17 protein-coding genes are annotated in these 18262 nt (G+C 72.0%); 4 read left to right on the top strand and 13 right to left on the bottom strand.

Annotation, left to right across the window (positions count from 1 at the left end; translation table 11 throughout):
* Positions 1-109: 109 nt before the first annotated feature.
* Positions 110-1267, bottom strand: coding sequence for an acyl-CoA dehydrogenase family protein (locus tag ACFTXQ_RS31420; protein ID WP_382647399.1), 1158 nt, complete (start codon positions 1265-1267; stop codon positions 110-112).
* A 207-nt stretch (positions 1268-1474) separates the two neighbouring features.
* Here ACFTXQ_RS31420 and ACFTXQ_RS31425 point away from each other — a divergent pair, with 207 nt between their 5' ends.
* On the top strand, positions 1475-2818 hold the full coding sequence (locus ACFTXQ_RS31425; RefSeq protein ID WP_382647402.1) for a UDP-glucose dehydrogenase family protein: 1344 nt from the start codon (positions 1475-1477) through the stop codon (positions 2816-2818).
* Here ACFTXQ_RS31425 and ACFTXQ_RS31430 read toward each other — a convergent pair.
* Positions 2815-3303 (bottom strand): CGNR zinc finger domain-containing protein, encoded by a 489-nt coding sequence (locus ACFTXQ_RS31430; RefSeq protein WP_382647405.1) that lies wholly within the window; start codon positions 3301-3303, stop codon positions 2815-2817. The two genes, ACFTXQ_RS31425 and ACFTXQ_RS31430, sit on opposite strands and share 4 nt — an antisense overlap.
* A gap of 95 nt (positions 3304-3398) precedes the next feature.
* On the opposite strand from ACFTXQ_RS31430, the gene ACFTXQ_RS31435 reads away from it, so the two are divergent.
* The gene (locus tag ACFTXQ_RS31435) at positions 3399-3761 is read left to right on the top strand and encodes a VOC family protein (RefSeq protein ID WP_382647408.1); all 363 of its coding nucleotides are present in this window, start codon (positions 3399-3401) and stop codon (positions 3759-3761) included.
* Between the two features lie 5 nt (positions 3762-3766).
* On the opposite strand, the gene ACFTXQ_RS31440 is transcribed toward ACFTXQ_RS31435, so the two are convergent.
* The 4 genes from ACFTXQ_RS31440 to ACFTXQ_RS31455 form a co-directional block, all read right to left on the bottom strand.
* Positions 3767-4837, bottom strand: a complete 1071-nt coding sequence (locus tag ACFTXQ_RS31440) for a membrane dipeptidase (protein ID WP_382647410.1) — start codon at positions 4835-4837, stop codon at positions 3767-3769.
* Between the two features lie 174 nt (positions 4838-5011).
* The gene (locus ACFTXQ_RS31445) at positions 5012-6190 is read right to left on the bottom strand and encodes a dipeptidase (protein ID WP_382647412.1); all 1179 of its coding nucleotides are present in this window, start codon (positions 6188-6190) and stop codon (positions 5012-5014) included.
* On the bottom strand, positions 6187-6723 hold the full coding sequence (gene purE / locus ACFTXQ_RS31450; RefSeq protein WP_382647415.1) for a 5-(carboxyamino)imidazole ribonucleotide mutase: 537 nt from the start codon (positions 6721-6723) through the stop codon (positions 6187-6189). The genes ACFTXQ_RS31445 and purE overlap by 4 nt, the downstream gene beginning before the upstream one ends.
* Positions 6720-7838 carry a 5-(carboxyamino)imidazole ribonucleotide synthase gene (locus ACFTXQ_RS31455; RefSeq protein WP_382647441.1) on the bottom strand — a complete coding sequence of 373 codons (1119 nt, stop codon included), beginning with the start codon at positions 7836-7838 and terminating at the stop codon, positions 6720-6722. Before ACFTXQ_RS31455 ends, purE begins: the two co-directional genes overlap by 4 nt.
* A gap of 219 nt (positions 7839-8057) precedes the next feature.
* On the opposite strand from ACFTXQ_RS31455, the gene ACFTXQ_RS31460 reads away from it, so the two are divergent.
* Positions 8058-8603, top strand: coding sequence for a GtrA family protein (locus ACFTXQ_RS31460; RefSeq protein WP_382647417.1), 546 nt, complete (start codon positions 8058-8060; stop codon positions 8601-8603).
* A 30-nt stretch (positions 8604-8633) separates the two neighbouring features.
* Here the strand turns inward: ACFTXQ_RS31460 and ACFTXQ_RS31465 are convergent, their stop codons facing one another.
* Both ACFTXQ_RS31465 and ACFTXQ_RS31470 read right to left on the bottom strand, forming a co-directional pair.
* Positions 8634-9899 (bottom strand): ATP-binding protein, encoded by a 1266-nt coding sequence (locus ACFTXQ_RS31465; RefSeq protein WP_382647419.1) that lies wholly within the window; start codon positions 9897-9899, stop codon positions 8634-8636.
* 13 nt (positions 9900-9912) lie between these two features.
* A complete protein-coding gene (locus ACFTXQ_RS31470; RefSeq protein ID WP_382647422.1) occupies positions 9913-10590 on the bottom strand; it encodes a response regulator transcription factor in 678 nt (225 codons plus the stop codon).
* 489 nt (positions 10591-11079) lie between these two features.
* Between ACFTXQ_RS31470 and ACFTXQ_RS31475 the strand changes: the two genes are divergently transcribed.
* Positions 11080-12597: a peptide MFS transporter gene (locus ACFTXQ_RS31475; RefSeq protein WP_382647425.1), complete on the top strand. Its 1518-nt coding sequence runs from the start codon at positions 11080-11082 to the stop codon at positions 12595-12597.
* Positions 12598-12667: 70 nt separating this feature from the next.
* Here the strand turns inward: ACFTXQ_RS31475 and ACFTXQ_RS31480 are convergent, their stop codons facing one another.
* From ACFTXQ_RS31480 to hutI, 5 genes are all read right to left on the bottom strand, one after another.
* Positions 12668-14017: a hypothetical protein gene (locus tag ACFTXQ_RS31480; protein ID WP_382647443.1), complete on the bottom strand. Its 1350-nt coding sequence runs from the start codon at positions 14015-14017 to the stop codon at positions 12668-12670.
* A gap of 14 nt (positions 14018-14031) precedes the next feature.
* The gene (locus ACFTXQ_RS31485; RefSeq protein WP_382647427.1) at positions 14032-15129 is read right to left on the bottom strand and encodes a hypothetical protein; all 1098 of its coding nucleotides are present in this window, start codon (positions 15127-15129) and stop codon (positions 14032-14034) included.
* Positions 15126-16127, bottom strand: coding sequence for a hypothetical protein (locus tag ACFTXQ_RS31490; RefSeq protein ID WP_382647430.1), 1002 nt, complete (start codon positions 16125-16127; stop codon positions 15126-15128). The genes ACFTXQ_RS31485 and ACFTXQ_RS31490 overlap by 4 nt, the downstream gene beginning before the upstream one ends.
* A 17-nt stretch (positions 16128-16144) precedes the next feature.
* Complete coding sequence (locus tag ACFTXQ_RS31495; RefSeq protein ID WP_382647432.1) at positions 16145-16828, bottom strand: LPXTG cell wall anchor domain-containing protein; 684 nt, start codon at positions 16826-16828, stop codon at positions 16145-16147.
* Positions 16829-16949: 121 nt separating this feature from the next.
* The gene (gene hutI / locus ACFTXQ_RS31500; protein ID WP_382647435.1) at positions 16950-18125 is read right to left on the bottom strand and encodes an imidazolonepropionase; all 1176 of its coding nucleotides are present in this window, start codon (positions 18123-18125) and stop codon (positions 16950-16952) included.
* Positions 18126-18262: the final 137 nt, after the last annotated feature.

Raw genomic sequence — 18262 nt, forward strand, 5'->3', positions numbered from 1 at the left:
GCCCGATGACCTGTCGGCGCACAGACTAGCCACGCCCCCGGAACGCCGGAAGGCCCCGGCCGCAGCCGGAGCCTTCCTCGTCAGTGCAGGTCAGAGCACGTACCGCCCGTTACGGGAGGTTCCGCGCCATCACGATGCGCTGGACCTGGTTCGTGCCCTCGTAGATCTGCGTGATCTTCGCGTCGCGCATCATGCGCTCCACCGGGTAGTCACGGGTGTAGCCGTAGCCGCCGAGCAGCTGGACGGCGTCCGTGGTGACCTCCATGGCCACGTCGGAGGCGAAGCACTTGGCCGCGGCGCCGAAGAAGGTGAGGTCGGTGTCGACGCGCTCGGACTTCGCGGCAGCGGCGTACGTCAGCTGGCGGGCGGCCTCGATCTTCATGGCCATGTCCGCGAGCATGAACTGCACGCCCTGGAAGTCGCCGATCGGCTTGCCGAACTGCTTGCGCTCCTGGACGTAGCCCTTGGCGTAGTCCAGGGCGCCCTGGGCGATGCCGAGCGCCTGGGCCGCGATGGTGATGCGGGTGTGGTCCAGGGTCTTCATGGCGGTGGCGAAGCCGGTGCCCTCGGCGCCGATCATGCGGTCGGCGGGGATCCGGACGTTGTCGAGGTAGATCTCGCGCGTCGGGGAGCCCTTGATGCCGAGCTTCTTCTCGGGGGCGCCGAAGGAGACGCCCTCGTCCGACTTCTCGACGACGAACGCGGAGATGCCCTTGGAGCGCTTCTCGGGGTCCGTCACGGCCATGACCGTGTAGTACTCGGAGACGCCCGCGTTGGTGATCCAGCGCTTGACGCCGTTGAGGACCCAGAAGTCCCCGTCGCGCACCGCGCGGGTCTTCATGCCCGCCGCGTCGGAGCCCGCGTCGGGCTCGGAGAGCGCGTAGGAGAACATCGCGTCGCCCTTGGCGAGCGGGCCGAGGTACTTGGCCTTGAGCTCCTCGGAGCCGGAGAGGATCACCGGGAGCGAGCCGAGCTTGTTGACCGCCGGGATGAGGGAGGAGGAGGCGCAGACGCGGGCCACCTCCTCGATCACGATGACGGTGGCGAGGGCGTCGGCGCCCGCGCCGCCGTAGGTCTCGGGCACGTGGACGGCGTGCAGGTCATTGGCGACCAGGGCGTCGAGGGCCTCCTGGGGGAAGCGGGACTCCTCGTCGACCGCGGCGGCGAACGGCGCGATCTTGGCCTCGCAGAGAGCGCGGACCGACTCGCGGAGCATGTCGTGCTCCTCGGCCGGGCGGTACAGGTCGAAGTCGGCAGAACCCGCCAAGATCTCTCACTCCCCAGTGATGATGCGTGATGCTAACTACCGTTAAGTAACCCAAATCTTAGTGTCCGGCGCACGCATGGCGATATGCACGGCCCACGTGAGCTGCATGACAGCGGTGCCGGCTGGGCGCGCTCCGGGGGAACGTCCCCCCTGCCCGGCCCGACTATGCTCAGTGGCCGCAAACGGCCCCGCACCTCTGGAGCACCCATGGCCCCCCTCAGGATCACTGTGATCGGCACCGGCTACCTCGGCGCCACGCACGCCGCGGCGATGGCGGAGCTCGGGTTCGAGGTGCTCGGGCTGGACGTGGTGCCGGAGAAGATCGAGATGCTGGCCTCGGGCCGGGTGCCGATGTACGAGCCCGGGCTGGAGGAGCTGCTGGGCGCGCACGTGGCCGGGCTGCCGGGTTCCACGGGGCGGCTGCGGTTCACGCAGTCGTGGGAGGAGGTCGCCGAGTTCGGCGACGTCCACTTCGTGTGCGTGAACACTCCGCAGAAGCACGGGGAGTACGCGTGCGACATGTCGTACGTCGATGCGGCGATGGAATCGCTGGCCCCGCACCTGACGCGGCCGGTGCTGGTGGTCGGCAAGTCCACGGTGCCGGTGGGCTCGGCGGAGCGGCTGGCGGCGAAGCTGGCCGCGCTGGCGCCGGCGGGCGAGGGGGTGGAGCTCGCCTGGAACCCGGAGTTCCTGCGGGAGGGCTTCGCCGTGCAGGACACCCTGCACCCCGACCGGATCGTGATCGGCGTACAGGGCGAGCGCGGCGAGAAGCTGCTGCGCGAGGTGTACGCGACGCCGATGGGCGAGGGTACGCCGCTGGTGGTCACCGATTTCCCGACGGCGGAGCTGGTGAAGACCGCCGCCAATTCCTTCCTCGCGACGAAGATCTCCTTCATCAACGCGATGGCGGAGGTGTGCGAGGCCGCGGGCGGCGACGTCGTCAAGCTGGCGGAGGCCATCGGCTACGACGAGCGGATCGGCGCGAAGTTCCTGCGGGCCGGGATTGGCTTCGGCGGCGGCTGCCTGCCGAAGGACATCCGGGCGTTCATGGCGCGGGCCGGCGAGCTGGGCGCCGACCAGGCGCTGACCTTCCTGCGGGAGGTCGACTCGATCAACATGCGGCGGCGCGGGCACATGGTGGAGCTGGCGCGCGAGGCGGTGGGCGGCTCGTTCCTGGGCAAGAGGGTGGCGGTGCTGGGGGCCACGTTCAAGCCGGACTCGGACGACGTCCGGGACTCGCCCGCGCTGAACGTGGCCGGGCAGATCCACCTCCAGGGCGGGCAGGTCACCGTCTACGACCCCAAGGGCATGGACAACGCCCGGCGCGTCTTCCCGACGCTGGGGTACGCCGATTCCGCCGTGGCGGCGGCGCGGGGGGCGGAGGTCGTGCTGCACCTCACGGAGTGGCGGGAGTTCCGTGACCTCGACCCGGCGGAGCTCGGGGCCGTGGTGACCGACCGGCTGATCCTGGACGGCCGCAACGCGCTTGCCGCCGAGCGGTGGCGGGCGGCCGGCTGGACGTACCGGGCGATGGGCCGCCCCCGGGCCTAGGTTCGGGAGCGGTACGTGCGCATCTTCGCGCGGCTGCCGCAGACGGACATCGTGCACCAGCGGCCGCGGCCCGCGGGGCTGCGGTCGTAGTACGCCCAGCGGCAGTCGTCCGCCGCGCAGGCCTTCAGGCGGGGCCAGGTGCCGGCGGCGGAGGCCTCGGCGATGGCCTCGGCGATACGGGCGAGCAGCGTCGGCCCGCCCGCCGGGGCGAGGGCCGCGGAACCCGACGGGTCGATGCGTACGGTCAGCGGGGCGGCGGCGAGGAGCCGGTTCAGGTGGTCCGCGGCGCCGGGCGGGAGCGCGTGGCCGGCGTGGGCCAGCAGGGCCCCGCGCAGGGCCTCGCGGAGTTCCGCCGCGTCGGCGAGGGCCGCCCCGGACAGCCCGAAGTCGGCCGCGAGGCGGTCGTCCCCCGTGTCCACGCTCAGCGTGTTGACGAGGCGTTCCACCAGCGCGAGGCCGCCGGGTGCCGGTGCGCGTCCGCTCATAACCCATGACGTTACCTCTTGGAGGTGCCAAGCGGTAACGCGTACAGTCTGAGTTACCAGTCAGCGCGGCTTACCGGTAACCCAGGGAGACAACCATGGCCGTCGCCAAGCTCGGCACCGTCGTCCTCGACTGTCCCGACCCGCTCGCCCTCGCCACCTTCTACGCCGGCCTCCTGGGCGGCAGCCCCGCCGCCGAGGACGAGAGCTGGGTGGACCTGGAAGGCCACGAGGGAACCCCGCTGGCCTTCCAGCTGGCCCCCGGGCACGTCCCGCCGCAGTGGCCCTCCCCCGAGGGCTCGCAGCAGTTCCACCTGGACCTGACCGTCGAGGACCTCGACGCGGCCGAGGAGCGCATCCTCGCCCTGGGCGCGAAGCCCCTGGACACGGAGGACCGGGGCCGGTCCTGGCGGGTCTACGCCGACCCGGCCGGGCACCCCGTGTGCCTCTGCAGGGACTAGAGGGACTAGGTCCGGCGGTGGTGGGCGGCGCGGGAGATGAACTCCGCGTCGCGCATGACCCGTTGGGCGTTGCCCCAGGTCAGCAGGGAGAGCTCGGACTCCGGCCAGCCCCGCTCCAGGAGCTCCGCGATCAGCAGCGGGTAGCCCGAGGGGTCGGTCAGACCGGCCGGGCGGGGGCTGCGGGGTTCGGCGCCGAAGGCGGCGCCGAGGCCGACGCACTCGGGGCCCGCGACCGCGCGGACGTGATCGAGGTGATCGGCCACCGCGTGCAGGGAGTCCCCGGTGCGCGCGGTGTCGAAGGTGACCATCGCGACGCCGTTCGCCGCCCGCAGCGCGAGCAGGACCTCGTCGGTCACGTTCCCCGGATGCGGGTTCAGCGCCGCCGCGGCCGTGTTGGAGATGATCACCGGGGACTTGGAGGCGGCCGCCAGCTGGCAGGCCGCGGCCGGTGTGCAGCCAGCGAGGTCCAGCACGACCGCCAGCCGGTTCGCCTCGTGGACCACCTCGTGACCGAAGGCCGTCAGGCCCTCGTCCACCCAGGGCGCTCCCGCCGGGGCGAGGATCCGTACCCCCAGGGCGTGGAACGCGTGCAGCGCGCCCAGGGAATCGGTCAGCGTACGGCCGGGCACGGGCCCGAGGAACGAGGCGATCCGGCCGCGGTTGCGGGCGTCGGCCATGTCGTCCGCGGTGCGCGCGAGGCACAGGCTGTCGGGGTAGCGGTGGATCAGGGCCAGCGCCACGTCGATCTGTTCCAGGGTGTCGGACACCATCTGGTCCGCGGCGTCCGCCGCCTCGGGCGGTCGGCCGGGAGGGACGAGCAGCGACCAGAACTGCGCGCCGACCCCGCCCGCACGCAGGCGCGGGATGTCGGTGTCGATGCCGTGGTCGCCCGGTTTGTCGATGTCGTGGTACGGGCTCTGGCGCAGCGTCCAGACGAGGTTGTTGCACCCGTCGGCGACGGGATGGACGGACAGCAGCACGGCGGCCCGGTCGAGGGCGCCGGCCAGCTCGGTGGGTGCGGGTAGGTCTTCTGCTCCGATGCCCACGGAGTGGGGTTCATCCTGCAGGTCGGCCATGGCGTTCGCTCCGGTCTCGGCGGCAGCAGGGAGAGATGGAGCCACCGTGACACGCGGGGTGTGTGTGCCGCCCGGCGGATGTGGCATTCGGGTGGCGGCCCTTGCCGTTGCCGGGCGGGCGGGGTGCCGCTGCGCGCAGCCGCACCCCGCGCCGCACACGCCGGCGAGGCCGGGCTAGAGCACCGCGTTCGACGGTCCCCGCGAAGAGGAGAGGTCGCGGGAGACCGCTTCCGCGTCGCGCAGGGCCCGTACGGCGTTGGACCAGGTCAGCTTGGACAGGTCGGGCTTCGACCAGCCGCGGGCCAGGAGCTCCGCGATCAGGTTCGGGTAGCCCGCCACGTCGTCCAGCCCGGACGGGGTGAAAGCCGTGCCGTCGTAGTCCCCGCCGATGCCGATGTGGTCGACGCCGGCCACCTCGCGCATGTGGTCCAGGTGGTCGGCCACCGTCGCCGCCGTGGCCACCGGGCGCGGGCGCTGCGCCTCGAAGGCCCGGTGCAGGGCCATCGCCTCGGGCGTGGTGTCCAGGTGGTGGAGGCCGTGCGCCCGCAGGTTCTCGTCGGCGGCCAGCGTCCACTCGACGGCCGCCGGGAGGATGAACTTCGGCACGAAGGTGGCCATCGCCACCCCGCCGTTGGCCGGGAGCCGCTCCAGCACGTCGTCGGGGATGTTGCGCGGGTGGTCGCAGACCGCGCGCGCGGAGGAGTGCGAGAAGATCACCGGCGCGGAGGTGGCCTCCAGGGCGTCGCGCATCGTCGTCGCGGCGACGTGCGAGAGGTCCACCAGCATGCCCACGCGGTTCATCTCGCGGACGACCTCGCGCCCGAACCCGGTGAGACCGCCGTGCCGGGGCTCGTCGGTCGCCGAATCCGCCCAGTCGATGGTGTCGTTGTGCGTGAGCGTCATGTACCGCACGCCCAGCTGGTGCAGGGCGCGCAGGGTGGCGAGCGAGTTGTTGATGGAGTGGCCGCCCTCGGCGCCCATCAGCGAGGCGATCCGGCCCTCGGCGCGGGCCGCCTCCATGTCGTCCGCCGTCAGCGCCCGCGCCAGGTGGGCGGGGTAACGGTCGATCAGCTGGTCGACCGCGTCCACCTGTTCCAGGGTGGCGCTGACCGCGTCGTCGCCGGTGAGCTCGGTGCTCACGTACACCGACCAGAACTGCGCGCCGACACCGCCGGCCCGCAGCCGCGGGATGTCCGTGTGCAGGTACGCCGACTGGTCACCGGCGATGTCCCGCAGGTCCAGGTCGTAGCGGACCTGCTTGCGCAGCGCCCAGGGCAGGTCGTTGTGGCCGTCCACGACGGGGTGCTCGGCCAGCAGCTCGCGCGCCTCGGCCAGGCGCTGCGCCGCGCTCACTTGCCGAATCCGAAGGACTCCGCGCCCGCGACCTTCGTACGCAGCCGCTTGCCCTTCTCGGTGGCCTGGTCGTTCAGCTCCTGCTGGAACTCGCGCATGCGGGCCAGCAGCTCCGTGTCGTGAGCGGCCAGCATCCGTACGGCGAGCAGCCCGGCGTTGCGCGCCCCGGCGACCGAGACGGTGGCGACGGGAACTCCGGCGGGCATCTGGACGATCGACAGCAGCGAGTCCATGCCGTCGAGGTACTTCAGCGGCACCGGCACGCCGATGACCGGCAGCGGGGTGACCGAGGCGAGCATGCCCGGCAGGTGGGCGGCCCCGCCGGCGCCCGCGATGATCGCCTTGAGGCCGCGGCCGGCGGCCTCCTCCCCGTACGCGACCATCTCGCGCGGCATCCGGTGCGCGGAGACGACGTCGACCTCGTACGGGATCTCGAACTCGTCCAGGGCCTGGGCGGCGGCCTCCATGACCGGCCAGTCCGAGTCGGAGCCCATGACGATGCCGATGGCGGAGCCTGCTGGGGAGGTGCTCATTCGGTGACCGTTCCTCTGAGGTAGTCGGCAGCGTGGCGTGCGCGCTCCAGCACATCGTCCAGGTCGTCGCCGTAGGTGTTGACGTGGCCGACCTTGCGGCCGTGTTTCACGTCCTTGCCGTACATGTGGATCTTCACCTGCGGGTCGTGGGCCATGCAGTGCAGGTACGCCGCGTACATGTCCGGGTAGTCACCGCCGAGCACGTTCGCCATGACCGTCCACTTGGCGCGGGGGCGGGGGTCGCCCAGCGGGAGGTCCAGGACCGCGCGTACGTGGTTGGCGAACTGGGAGGTGACGGCGCCGTCCTGGGTCCAGTGGCCGCTGTTGTGCGGGCGCATGGCCAGTTCGTTGACGAGGATGCGGCCGTCGGTGGTCTCGAAGAGCTCCACGGCCAGGTGGCCGGTCACGCCGAGTTCCTTGGCGATGCGCAGGGCGAGGGCCTGGGCCTCGCCCGCCAGGGCTTCCGAGAGGTTCGGGGCGGGGGCGATCACCGTGTCGCAGACCCCGTCCACCTGGACGGATTCGACGACGGGGTAGGCCACCGCCTGGCCGTGCGGGGAGCGGACGATGTTGGCCGCGAGCTCGCGGGCGTAGTCCACCTTCTCTTCGGCGAGGACGGGGACACCTGCCTTGAACGGCGCCTCCGCGTCCTCGGGAGTGCGGACGAACCACACGCCCTTGCCGTCGTACCCGCCGCGCACCGTCTTGAGGATGACCGGGAACCCGCCCACCTCGTCCGCGAAGGCCGCCACGTCCGCCGGATCGCGCACGATCCGGTGGCGGGGGCTGGGCGCGCCGATCTCGTCGAGTTTGGCGCGCATCACCCCCTTGTCCTGGGCGTGCACCAACGCGTCGGGCCCCGGGCGGACGGGGATGCCGTCCGCTTCCAGGGCCCTGAGGTGTTCGGTGGGTACGTGCTCGTGATCGAAGGTGATCACGTCGCAGCCGCGCGCGAAAGCGCGCAGCGTCTCCAGGTCGCGATAGTCGCCGATGACGACGTCGCTCACGACCTGGGCCGCCGAGTCCTGTGGGGTGTCACTGAGGATCTTGAATCTGATGCCGAGGGGGATACCCGCCTCGTGGGTCATGCGGGCGAGCTGTCCGCCGCCGACCATGCCGACTACCGGGAACGTCACTCCTCCAGGGTATCCGGCGGTATTCCGCCATCCGGACGCAGCCCTGGCGCGGACCCGTCGGGCCGCCGGTGTGCCGTGCGTCGCACGGGGCCCGAAGGCACAGACGGACCACAGGGGCGACACTTACGATGGGCGGGTTGACCGAGAAACACCGGACGCCCCTCACCGGGCGGTGACCGACAGGGACTGAACCATCTGATGAGCACGCCGGGGAACGGATCTGTCCTCGAACGCGCCCGCGCCCTCGTCCGCGAGGTCGCGAAGTTCGGGGCGGTCGGGGGTCTGGGTGTGCTGGTCAACCTGGGTGTCTTCAACCTGATCCGGCACACCACCGACCTCCAGGTGGTGCGCGCGAGCGTGATAGCCACCGTCGTGGCCATCGCCACGAACTACATCGGCTTCCGCTACTTCGCCTACCGGGACCGCGCCAAGAGCGGCCGCACCCGCGAGCTGGTCCTGTTCGCCGCCTTCAGCGCGATCGGCCTGGTCATCGAGAACGGCGTGCTGTACACCGCCACCTACGGCTTCGGGTGGGACGGCCCGGTCGCGACGAACGTGTTCAAGTTCATCGGCATCGGTACCGCCACCGTCTTCCGCTTCTGGTCCTACCGGACCTGGGTCTTCAAGGCCCTGCCCCCGGCCGCCACGGCTCCCGCGGCCGAGCCGGTGCCCGGGCCGGCCCCGATGCGCAGGCCCGAGCGCACGCCCGAGCCCCTTCCGGAGCCCGAGCCCGCGAACAACTAGCCGCCGCGGAGCCGGGCGGCCCGGCGCCGCTCAGCGGACGGTGGCCTCCGGCTCGACGCGCTCCGGCGCCGTCCGGCTGAGGAAGAGGGCGAACACCGGCGGCTGCGTCTGGAGCAGCTCCAGGCGCCCGCCGTCCGCCTCCGCGAGGTCCCGGGCGACCGCGAGGCCGATCCCGGTGGAGTTGCGGCCGCTGATGGCCCGCTCGAAGATCCGGTTGCCGAGGTCCGGCGGGACCCCCGGCCCCTCGTCCGTGACCTCCAGCACCGCCTGGTTGCCGATCACCCGGGTCCGCAGGGCGACCGTGCCGCCACCGTGCATGAGGGCGTTCTCCACCAGCGTCGCCAGGACCTGGGAGACCGCCCCCGGGGTCCCGACGGCCCGTACGCCCTGCTTCCCGGAGCGCACGATGGCCCGCCCGGCGCTGCGGTAGGCGGGCCGCCACTCCTCCACCTGCTGCTTGACGACCTCGTCGAGGTCGAAGGGGACCGCGGAGCCCGTCCGCGGGTCCCGCGAGTTCGTGAGCAGCCGCTCCACCACGTCCGTGAGCCGCTCCACCTGGGTGAGGGCGATGGTCGCCTCCTCCCGTACGGTCTCCAGGTCGTCGGTGACCGTGATCTCCTCCAGCCGCATCGACAGCGCGGTCAGCGGGGTGCGCAGCTGGTGCGAGGCGTCCGCGGCCAGCCGCCGCTCGGCGGTGAGCATCCGGCCGATCCGCTCGGCGCTGGAGTCCAGTACGTCCGCGACGCGGTCCAGCTCGGGGACCCCGTACCGCTTGTGCCGGGGCCGGGGGTCGCCCGAGCCCAGCCGCTCGGCGGTCTCGGCGAGGTCGGTGAGGGGCGAGGCCAGCCGGTTCGCCTGCCGCACGGCCAGCAGGACGGCCGCCACGACGGCCAGCAGGGCCACGGCGCCGACCACGGCCAGGGTCCGCCCGACCTCTTTGGTGACGGTCGAGCGGGACTCCTCGACGACCACGACCTCGCCCTGCTCGCCGCGCGCCGTGCCCCGGATGACGCTCTCGGGGATCCGGTCGCCCACCTCGACGGGCTGCTGCCCCGGGACCGTGATCCTGGCGTAGCGGCCGGTGTCGAGCTGTTCGGCGAGCGCTTCGGGGTCGATCGCCTTCCGCTCCAGGACGTTCGACTCGACGATGCCCACCAGCCGCAGCGCCTCGGATTCGACCCGGTCCTGGGCGCTGCTGGTGATGGTCCGGGTCTCCACGATCACCAGGGAGACCCCGAAGACGGCGATCACGACGAGGACCACGGCGAGCGTGGAGTTGATCAGGCGGCGGCGCATGGCTCAGTACGTACTAGCTCTTCTCGAAGCGGAAGCCGACGCCCCGGACGGTGGCGATGTACCGGGGGTTGGCGGCGTCGTCGCCCAGCTTCTTGCGCAGCCAGGAGATGTGCATGTCGAGGGTCTTGGTGGAGGACCACCAGGTGGTGTCCCAGACCTCGCGCATCAGCTGGTCGCGGGTGACGACGCGGCCGGCGTCGCGGACCAGGACCCGCAGGAGGTCGAATTCCTTGGCCGTGAGCTGGAGCTCCTCCTCCCCCATCCAGGCGCGGTGCGACTCGACGTCGATGCGCACGCCGTGGGTGGCGGGGGCCTGGGTGGCCTCGGTGGCGCCGCGCCGGAGCAGGGCCCGGACGCGCGCCAGCAGTTCGGCGAGCCGGAAGGGCTTGGTCACGTAGTCGTCGGCGCCGGCGTCCAGGCCGACGACCGTGTCGACCTCGTCCGCGCGGGCGGTGAGGACCAGGATCGGGAAGCCGTGGCCTTCGGCTCGCAGCCGGCGGGCGACTTCCAGGCCGTCCATGCCCGGCAGGCCCAGGTCCAGGACGACGAGGTCGACGCCGCCCTGCAGTCCGGCGTCCAGGGCGGTGGGGCCGTCCTCCCGGACCTCGACCTCGTACCCCTCCCGGCGCAGAGCGCGGGCCAGGGGTTCCGAGATGGATGCGTCGTCCTCGGCGAGCAGTACACGCGTCATGTGGGTGATGGTAGTCCGCACGAGGTGAAACCAGGGTCCTGCCTGCACACCCCTGTCTATCTGCGCTTATGAACTACTAAGCACCTTCGAATAGGGTGAACGGTTCCCGCGTCGCCTGTGATCCATATCTCAAGTGCATTCATATGCCACCGTGTCGTGTCGTATGGTGGCGAGACGCCTGATGCACTACCTCAGGGACCTTTGTGCCGAAAAGCGAGCCAAAGGTCTCTATTTCTGTCCTGACCGGCCGGGCAGTCTTGACGGACTGACCCGACCGGACTTGATGACAGTGAATGACCTGTGGGCCGGGCCCGTCGCGTGATGATGCGCGAGGGCGTGGATCCCGGTTACGGATGTTCCTTCGCTCCCCGCACGAGGGGGGCGGACCCCAGGGCGTGGGGCAGGGCCTCCGTCGCCGGTGCCGGCCACCCCCCACCGGGCGCTGATGAGCTCACGAAGCCAAGCGTCCCGAGCAAGCAAGGATCGACCATGGCTTCCAGCCTGACGAGGGACTCCGCGGCTCCGTCCGCGGAGAAGACCTTCTTCGGACACCCCCGTGGCCTGGCCACTCTGTTCATGACCGAGATGTGGGAGCGTTTCTCCTACTACGGCATGCGCGCCCTTCTGGTCTACTACCTGGTCTCGGGCGGCGCTGACGCCGCCACGGGCAGCCAGGGCGGCGGCCTGGCGATGACCGCGGCGACGACCACGGCCATCTACTCCGTGTACGTGTCGATGGTCTACCTCATGGCCATGCCCGGCGGCTGGTTCGGTGACCGCGTCTGGGGCGCCCGCAAGACGGTCGCCATCGCCGGTTTCGTGATCATGGCGGGTCACCTGTCGCTGGCCCTCCCCGGCCAGGCGATGTTCTTCGTCGGTCTGATCCTGGTCGCGGCCGGCTCCGGTCTGCTGAAGGCCAACATCTCCACGATGGTCGGCCACCTGTACGACGGCCCGGACGACCCGCGTCGTGACGGTGGCTTCACCCTCTTCTACATCGGCATCAACCTCGGCGCCTTCGTCGCTCCGTTCGTGGTCGGCACGATCGGCAAGGAGCACAACTGGCACCTGGGCTTCGCGCTCGCGGCCGTCGGCATGGGCCTGGGCCTCGCCCAGTTCCTGATCGGCACCAAGAACCTGAGCCCGAAGAGCAGCGAGGTCCCGAACCCGCTGACGCCGGAGGAGCGCAAGGCCGTCCTCACCAAGGCCGTCCTCGTGGCCGCGGGCATCGCGGTCTTCTACGGCGCCGTGGTCGCCATGGGCATGTACACGCTCAACTGGGCCCTGGTTCCGCTGACGCTGGCCGGCCTGATCATCCCGATCGCCGTCCTGGCGCGCATCAAGCGCGACAAGGACCTCTCGGGTTCCGAGCAGTCGAAGATGACCGCGTACATCTGGTTCTTCATCGCCGCCGCCGTCTTCTGGATGATCTACGACCAGGGTGGCTCCACGCTGTCCCTGTTCGCCGACTCCAAGACCGCCGACACCGTCTTCGGTTTCGACTTCTCGGCCACCTGGTACCAGTCGCTGAACCCGCTCTTCGTCATGGCCCTGGCCCCGGTCTTCGCGTGGATGTGGCTGTGGCTGTCGCGCAAGAACCAGGAGCCGAACACCATCGTGAAGTTCGCGATGGGTCTGGTCCTGATCGGTGCCTCGTTCTTCGTCTTCATCGTCCCGATGGGCATGGCGACGGGCGACACCAAGGTCTCCCCGATGTGGCTCGTCTCGATCTACATGATCCAGACCATCGGTGAGCTGTGCGTCTCCCCGGTCGGCCTCTCGGTCACCACGAAGATGGCCCCGCAGAAGTACGCCTCCCAGATGATGGGTGTCTGGTTCCTCGCGGTCACCGCGGGCGACTGCACCACCAGCCTGCTGTCCATCGCCGGTGTCGACCTGAACGGCACGTGGGTGATCGGCTTCCAGGCGGCCGCCGCCGCCCTGGCCGGCTTCGCGGTGTACGCGTACCGCAAGAAGGTTCAGGCCCTCATGGGCGGCGTCCACTGACGCACCCCGCCCGCGGGAAGCAAGGGAACGGCCCGGCGCACCACACGGTGCGCCGGGCCGTTCCGCGTGTCTAGCGCGTGCCGCGCAGGCGGCGCCACGGGGTGAAGGTGAACACCGCGCCGCCGAGCAGGATCACCGTGCCGGCGACCAGGGCCAGGGCCTTGATGCCGCCCTCGTCCTCGGCGCCGGTCTCGGCGAGGCCGCCGCCCGGGTTGGAGGTGGTGGCGCCGGTCGTCGACGGGGAGCCCGAGCCGCCCGGCTGGGCGGTGGTGTCCAGCTCCAGCGAGACGCCGCTGCTGGTCGCCTTGCAGGGGACGTTGATCGGCGTCGAGCCCGGGGCCATGGTGACGTCGATCGTCAGCTGGTCCGGGCTCAGCGTGACCTTGCCGCTCTTGCCCGGCTTGTAGGTCCCGGTCATGTCGCTGAGGCTGACCGGGGCCTTGTCGGGGATGGGCTCCGCGTTGGCCGGGCCGGAGACCTTGACCACACCGCTGTCGGCGCCGCCGAGCTTGACGTCCATCGAGGGCTTGAGGGCCCCCGCGGGCAGGGCCATGGGCGCCGCCATCGCGCCCTTCGCCGTCTTGACGGTCAGGTCGTAGCTGCCGCCGTTCTTCTTGGCGTTGATCGTGACCGGGGTCTTGATGCCGCCGGGGACGACGGGACCGCAGTCGAAGGCGACCTCGACGGCCTTGCCCGGGAAGTCGGTCTGGCCGCCGCCCCCGCCGGTGGTGCTGCCGCCGTTGGTGCTGCCGCCGTTCGTGGTCCCGCCATTGGTGGTGCCACCGTTCGTGGTGCCGCCGTTGGTCGTGCCGCCGTTCGTGGTGCCGCCATTGGTCGTGCCGCCGTTCGTGGTGCCGCCATTGGTCGTGCCGCCGTTGGTCGTGCCGCCGCTGGAGCCGGCCGCCACGTCGATGGTGGCCGCCGCGCTCACCTCGCCCACGGGGGCGCACTTGGTGACGAACGTGCCGAACGAGAAGGTGACGGCCACCTCGTACTTGCCGGGCGTCAGGGTGATCTTGCCGGCCTTGGTGAGCTTCAGCTTGCCCTTCATGGTGGACATCACCATGGGCGCCTTCTTGGGGATCTCCGGGTTCTTCTTCTCCCCGACGACCTTGAGCTCGCCCGCGCCGCCGCCCAGCGTGATCCAGCCGGTGGGCTGGACCGAGTCCTTCGGGATCACCATCAGGTCGGTGTTGTTGGAGGCCGGCTTGACGGTCTCCCAGGAGACGTCGACCTCGTCTCCGACCTTGGCGGTGGCCGGCGCCGTGATCTTGGCGGTGGTCTCGCCCTCCACCGGGTCGCCGCCGCCGGCCGGCGGAACGCACTTGACCTTGAATGTGGTCTCCGCGGCCTGGGCGGGCGAAGCCGCCATGGCGATGCCCGCGCCGCCGAGCAGCAGCGCGACCACGGCCGCGCTCACCCTCCGTTGGGTCTTCACTGTGGTCCCTTCGTCGTCGAACGGTTCTCAGACGGTGCGGACGCCTGTGGTGCTGAGCCCGGCGCGCTGTCCGGGGTGAACCACGGCAGGACCGCCGTGGTGGTCTGGGGGGAATCCTCCGGCGGCTGCGACCCGGCCGGCGCACGGCCCCGGACGGCGGGGATCCTCGGCAGCCGGGCCGTCACGGCAGCCGCCGCCTCGGGGAGCCGCGCCCCCCGGTGGCGGCCGCTCGCGCCGGGGGTGCGGGGCCGGACCTTGTCGACGACGGCCATGCCGATACGGAACACCGCGGCCGGGATCACCAGCAGGAGCAGGCCCCAGAAGAGCAGGACCCCGTACGGGCGGTCCACGCCCCAGGGCTGGGTGGCCACGACCGTCTCGCCGTACTTGAGGGAGATCGTGTAGTCGCCGTACGCGCCCGCGGTCAGGGTCGCGTCCAGGGCGATCTCCGCCTTGCCGCCGGGCGGGATCGTGCCCTTCCAGCGGGCCTCCTCCCACAGCGGGGCGAACACCCCGTGGGCGGTGCCGAGCTGGAAGACCGGGTCCTTGACCGGGGCGGAGCCGAGGTTGCCGACGGTGACCTTGAACTTCCGGCTCGGCGGGGCGCCGAACCAGGTCAGCACGCCGTCGTCGCCCTCCAGCCGCACCCCGGTGAGCATCGCGAGGCGGGCCGTGCCGGATTCGGCGGGCAGTTCGGCCACCGGATGGTCGGTGATCTTCAGGGCGGTCGCGACGGTGGACTGGTCTCCGTTGACGGAGGTGACGTTGACGACGCACGGGCAGGGCTTGGGCGGCGCCACCACGGGCAGCTGTGCGGCGAAGCGGCCGTCGTCGGCGACCGAGACGGCCCTGCCGTCGGCGTTGGCGCAGCTGTTGGTGCCGCCGATCATGTTCTGTCCGCAGACCAGCAGCATCACCAGGGACTTGGCGGGCCAGCCGGTGCCGTTGACGGTGATCTCGGTGCCCTTGGCGGCTTCCTGGAGGGAGAGCGTCACGGCGGGCTTGCCGTCCGCGGCCGCGGCCGGGGCCGCCGGGAGCAGCGCGAGCGCGCACACCGCCAGCCCGGCGGCGAGCAGGGCTCCGAGTCTTCTCACCTGGCGGCTCCCGTCAGTTCGTGTTCCGGTGCTCGGGTCGCCGGCCCGGCCGCGGGCGGCGCGCCGTCCGGCTGGTCCCGGCGGGTCCGCCGGGTGCGTACGAGGAGCAGCGCGGCCAGGGCGGTCCCGCCGAGGAGGAGCAGGCCGAGGCCGGTCCACGCCGCGATGCCCCAGGGCACGAACCACGCGGAGGCGCCGGCGGTGGCCCGGGCGCCGCCGGGGGCGGTGACCGTGAGGCCGAGGCGGACCCTGTCGAGGACCGGGGCTCCGGGCCAGGGTTCGGTCAGCTCCACGCGCTGGCCGGGCAGGAGTTCCACCGGCAGGGCGCGGGCGCCGCGGCCGGGGACCTCGCCGAAGAGGCCCTCGGCGTGGAGGGCGAGCTCGGGGGTGAGGGCCACGTTGCCCCGGTTGACGAGGGTGTAGGCGACGACCGCGGCCGAGCCCTTGCCGCGTACGGCGACGTCCTCGACGGTGAGGGCGGCCAGGGTGGGCCCGCCGACCCGCAGGTGGACCCGTACGCCCACCTCGCGGCCCGCTTCGGTGGCGACCACGGCGGCGGGGTGGTCGCCGGGCGGGGAGGCGGGCGGGACGGTGACGGTGAAGGGGACGACCGCGCGGGTGCGGGGCGGGACCTTCACCGTGGCTCCGGCGCCGAAGCTGATCCAGGCCCCGGCCTCGGTGGACTCCTTGACCGGGCGCACGGCGAGGGCGCCGTCGGCGGTGTTGTAGGCGTCGGCGCCGCGCAGGGTGACGGTGTGTTCCTGATCGGTGGTGTTGACCAGGGCGAGGCGGTCCTCCAGCACGGTGCCGGCGGGCCCCGAGAGGTAGAAGTACGGGCGGGCGCTGCCGGGCGGCCGGGCGGCGGCCGTCCCGGCGGCGGGCTCGGCGGTCCAGCCGGGCTCGTCGGCGGCGGCCGGGGCCGCGGCGGCCGCCGTGTGGAGGGCGGCGGCCGCGAGGAGCAGCACCCCGAGCCTGCGGATGGTGGGGAGCACGGGCATGGCCGGGCGTGCTCCGTTCAGGACCGGGCCCGCTGGCCGCGCCGGGTCAGCCAGAGCACGCCGGCGGCGCCGGAGAGCAGCACGGTGCCGCCGAGGGTGCCGAGGGCGAGGGCGGAGTCGGTGGGTCCGGTCTGCGGGAGGGTGTCCTCGCCGGAGCCGCCGCCGGTCTGCGATCCGCCCGAGCCGCCGGCGGCCGTGACGTCCAGTTCCAGGGACGGTTTGGGGCTGTTGCCGGGGGTGCAGGTGGTGGTGGTGCCAAGCGCCTTGATGGTGAGCACGCCGGCGGTGAAGGTGGCCTTGCCGGTCTTCTTGGGCGTGTAGGTGCCCGACAGGTCAGTGATCTTGATGGGTGTGTTGGCGGGCACCGCTTCGGGGTTGGGCGCGCCGGAGACCGGTACGGAGACCTTCTCGGCGCCGTCGACGAGGATGACGGCGCTCGGGCTCATCGCGCCCTTGCCGAGCTCGACGGGGCTGGACGAGACGCCCTTCTGGAAGGACATCGTCAGCTTGTACCCGTCGCCCTCCTTGACGGCCTTGATGTCGATGGGCGATACCGCCGACTTGTCCCCGATCGGGGTCTTGCAGTCGTACGCCACGTCGACGACGTCGGCGTGGGCTGCGGGGGCGGCCAGCAGGACCGCCGATCCGGCCGCCAGCGCGGAGGCCAGCGCGAGCGCGGTGGAGCGTTTCCGGTCGGACACCTTCGTCTTCCCCTCGGACCTCGGGACCACAAGTTACTGACGACACATCAGATTGGTGGCTCAAGGTACGCCCGGGGCCTTACGGAGGGAAGACAAAGGACAGGCCGGAATTGACCCTTCGTCAGTGTGCGCGGACACCCTTCTGCCACACCGCGGAAACGAGCGGGACACCCGGCCGGTAGGCCAGGTGGACGTGGCTGGGGGCCTCCAGCAGGGCCAGGTCGGCGCGTGCTCCGGGGGTGACGCGGCCGATGTCGCCGCGGCGCAGGGCGCGGGCCCCGCCGGCCGTGGCCGACCAGAGGGCCTCGTCGGGCGTCATCCGCATGTCGCGGACGGCGAGCGCGATGCAGAACGGCATGGAACTGGTGTAGGAGGAGCCGGGGTTGCAGTCCGTGGACAGGGCGACGGTCACGCCCGCGTCGATCAGGCGGCGGGCGTCGGGCCACTGGGCGCGGGTGGAGAACTCGGCGCCGGGCAGCAGGGTGGCGACGGTGGTGCCGGCGGCCTGGGCGAGGGCGTCCACGTCGGCGTCGGTGAGGTGGGTGCAGTGGTCGGCGGAGGCGGCCTCCAGCTCCACGGCGAGCTGCACGCCGGGGCCGTGGCCCAGCTGGTTGGCGTGGACGCGCGGGACCAGGCCGGCGGCGGCGCCGGCGGTGAGGATCGCGCGGGCCTGGTCCCCGTCGAAGGCGCCCTTCTCGCAGAAGACGTCCACCCAGCGGGCGTACGGGGCGCAGGCGGCCAGCATCTCGCCGGTGACGAGGTCGACGTAGCCGGCCGGGTCGTCCGCGTAGTCGGGGGAGACGATGTGCGCGCCGAGGTAGGTGACCTCCTCGGTGTGCGCGGCGGCGATGCGCAGGGCGCGGGCCTCGTCGGCGACGGTGAGGCCGTAGCCGGACTTGGTCTCGAAGGTGGTGGTGCCCTGGCGGCGGGCCTCGTCGAGATGGCGCAGGAGGTTGGCTTCGAGCTCGGCGTCGGTGGCGGCGCGGGTGGCGGCGACGGTGGTGCGGATGCCGCCGGCGGAGTAGGCGCGGCCGGACATGCGGGCGTTGAACTCGGCGGTGCGGTCGCCGGCGAAGACGAGGTGGGAGTGGGAGTCGACGAAGCCGGGGATCAGGGCGCGGCCGTTCGCGTTGAACGCGGTGTCGGCGGCCGGGGCCTTGCCGGCTGCGCCGACCCAGGCGATGCGGTCGCCGTCGATGACGACCGCGGCGTTCTCGACCAGGCCGAGGGGGCCTTCGCCCAGGGCGGGGTCGTTCGTGACGAGGCTGCCGATGTTGGTGATCGCGGTGGTGGTCATGGTTCCTCGCGGTGGTCGTTTCCCGGGGCTCCGCCCCGGACCCCGCTCCTCAAACGCCGGAGGGGCTGAAATCCAGCCTCGCCGGCGTTTGAGGCGCGGGGTCTGGGGCGGAGCCCCAGTCTCGGGAAGGGGCGGGG

Source organism: Streptomyces sp. NPDC057010 (genome assembly GCF_042673805.1).
In the GTDB taxonomy this organism is placed as follows: domain Bacteria; phylum Actinomycetota; class Actinomycetes; order Streptomycetales; family Streptomycetaceae; genus Streptomyces.

Bases quoted from the DNA above. Each gene is read 5' to 3' on its own strand.
- ACFTXQ_RS31425 (WP_382647402.1), top strand. From the start codon at position 1,475: ATGGCCCCCCTCAGGATCACTGTGATCGGCACCGGCTACCTCGGCGCC.
- ACFTXQ_RS31430 (WP_382647405.1), bottom strand. From the start codon at position 3,303: ATGAGCGGACGCGCACCGGCACCCGGCGGCCTCGCGCTGGTGGAACGC.
- ACFTXQ_RS31435 (WP_382647408.1), top strand. From the start codon at position 3,399: ATGGCCGTCGCCAAGCTCGGCACCGTCGTCCTCGACTGTCCCGACCCG.
- ACFTXQ_RS31440 (WP_382647410.1), bottom strand. From the start codon at position 4,837: ATGGCCGACCTGCAGGATGAACCCCACTCCGTGGGCATCGGAGCAGAA.
- purE (WP_382647415.1), bottom strand. From the start codon at position 6,723: ATGAGCACCTCCCCAGCAGGCTCCGCCATCGGCATCGTCATGGGCTCC.
- ACFTXQ_RS31455 (WP_382647441.1), bottom strand. From the start codon at position 7,838: ATGGTCGGCGGCGGACAGCTCGCCCGCATGACCCACGAGGCGGGTATC.
- ACFTXQ_RS31460 (WP_382647417.1), top strand. From the start codon at position 8,058: ATGAGCACGCCGGGGAACGGATCTGTCCTCGAACGCGCCCGCGCCCTC.
- ACFTXQ_RS31465 (WP_382647419.1), bottom strand. From the start codon at position 9,899: ATGCGCCGCCGCCTGATCAACTCCACGCTCGCCGTGGTCCTCGTCGTG.
- ACFTXQ_RS31470 (WP_382647422.1), bottom strand. From the start codon at position 10,590: ATGACGCGTGTACTGCTCGCCGAGGACGACGCATCCATCTCGGAACCC.
- ACFTXQ_RS31475 (WP_382647425.1), top strand. From the start codon at position 11,080: ATGGCTTCCAGCCTGACGAGGGACTCCGCGGCTCCGTCCGCGGAGAAG.
- ACFTXQ_RS31490 (WP_382647430.1), bottom strand. From the start codon at position 16,127: ATGCCCGTGCTCCCCACCATCCGCAGGCTCGGGGTGCTGCTCCTCGCG.
- hutI (WP_382647435.1), bottom strand. From the start codon at position 18,125: ATGACCACCACCGCGATCACCAACATCGGCAGCCTCGTCACGAACGAC.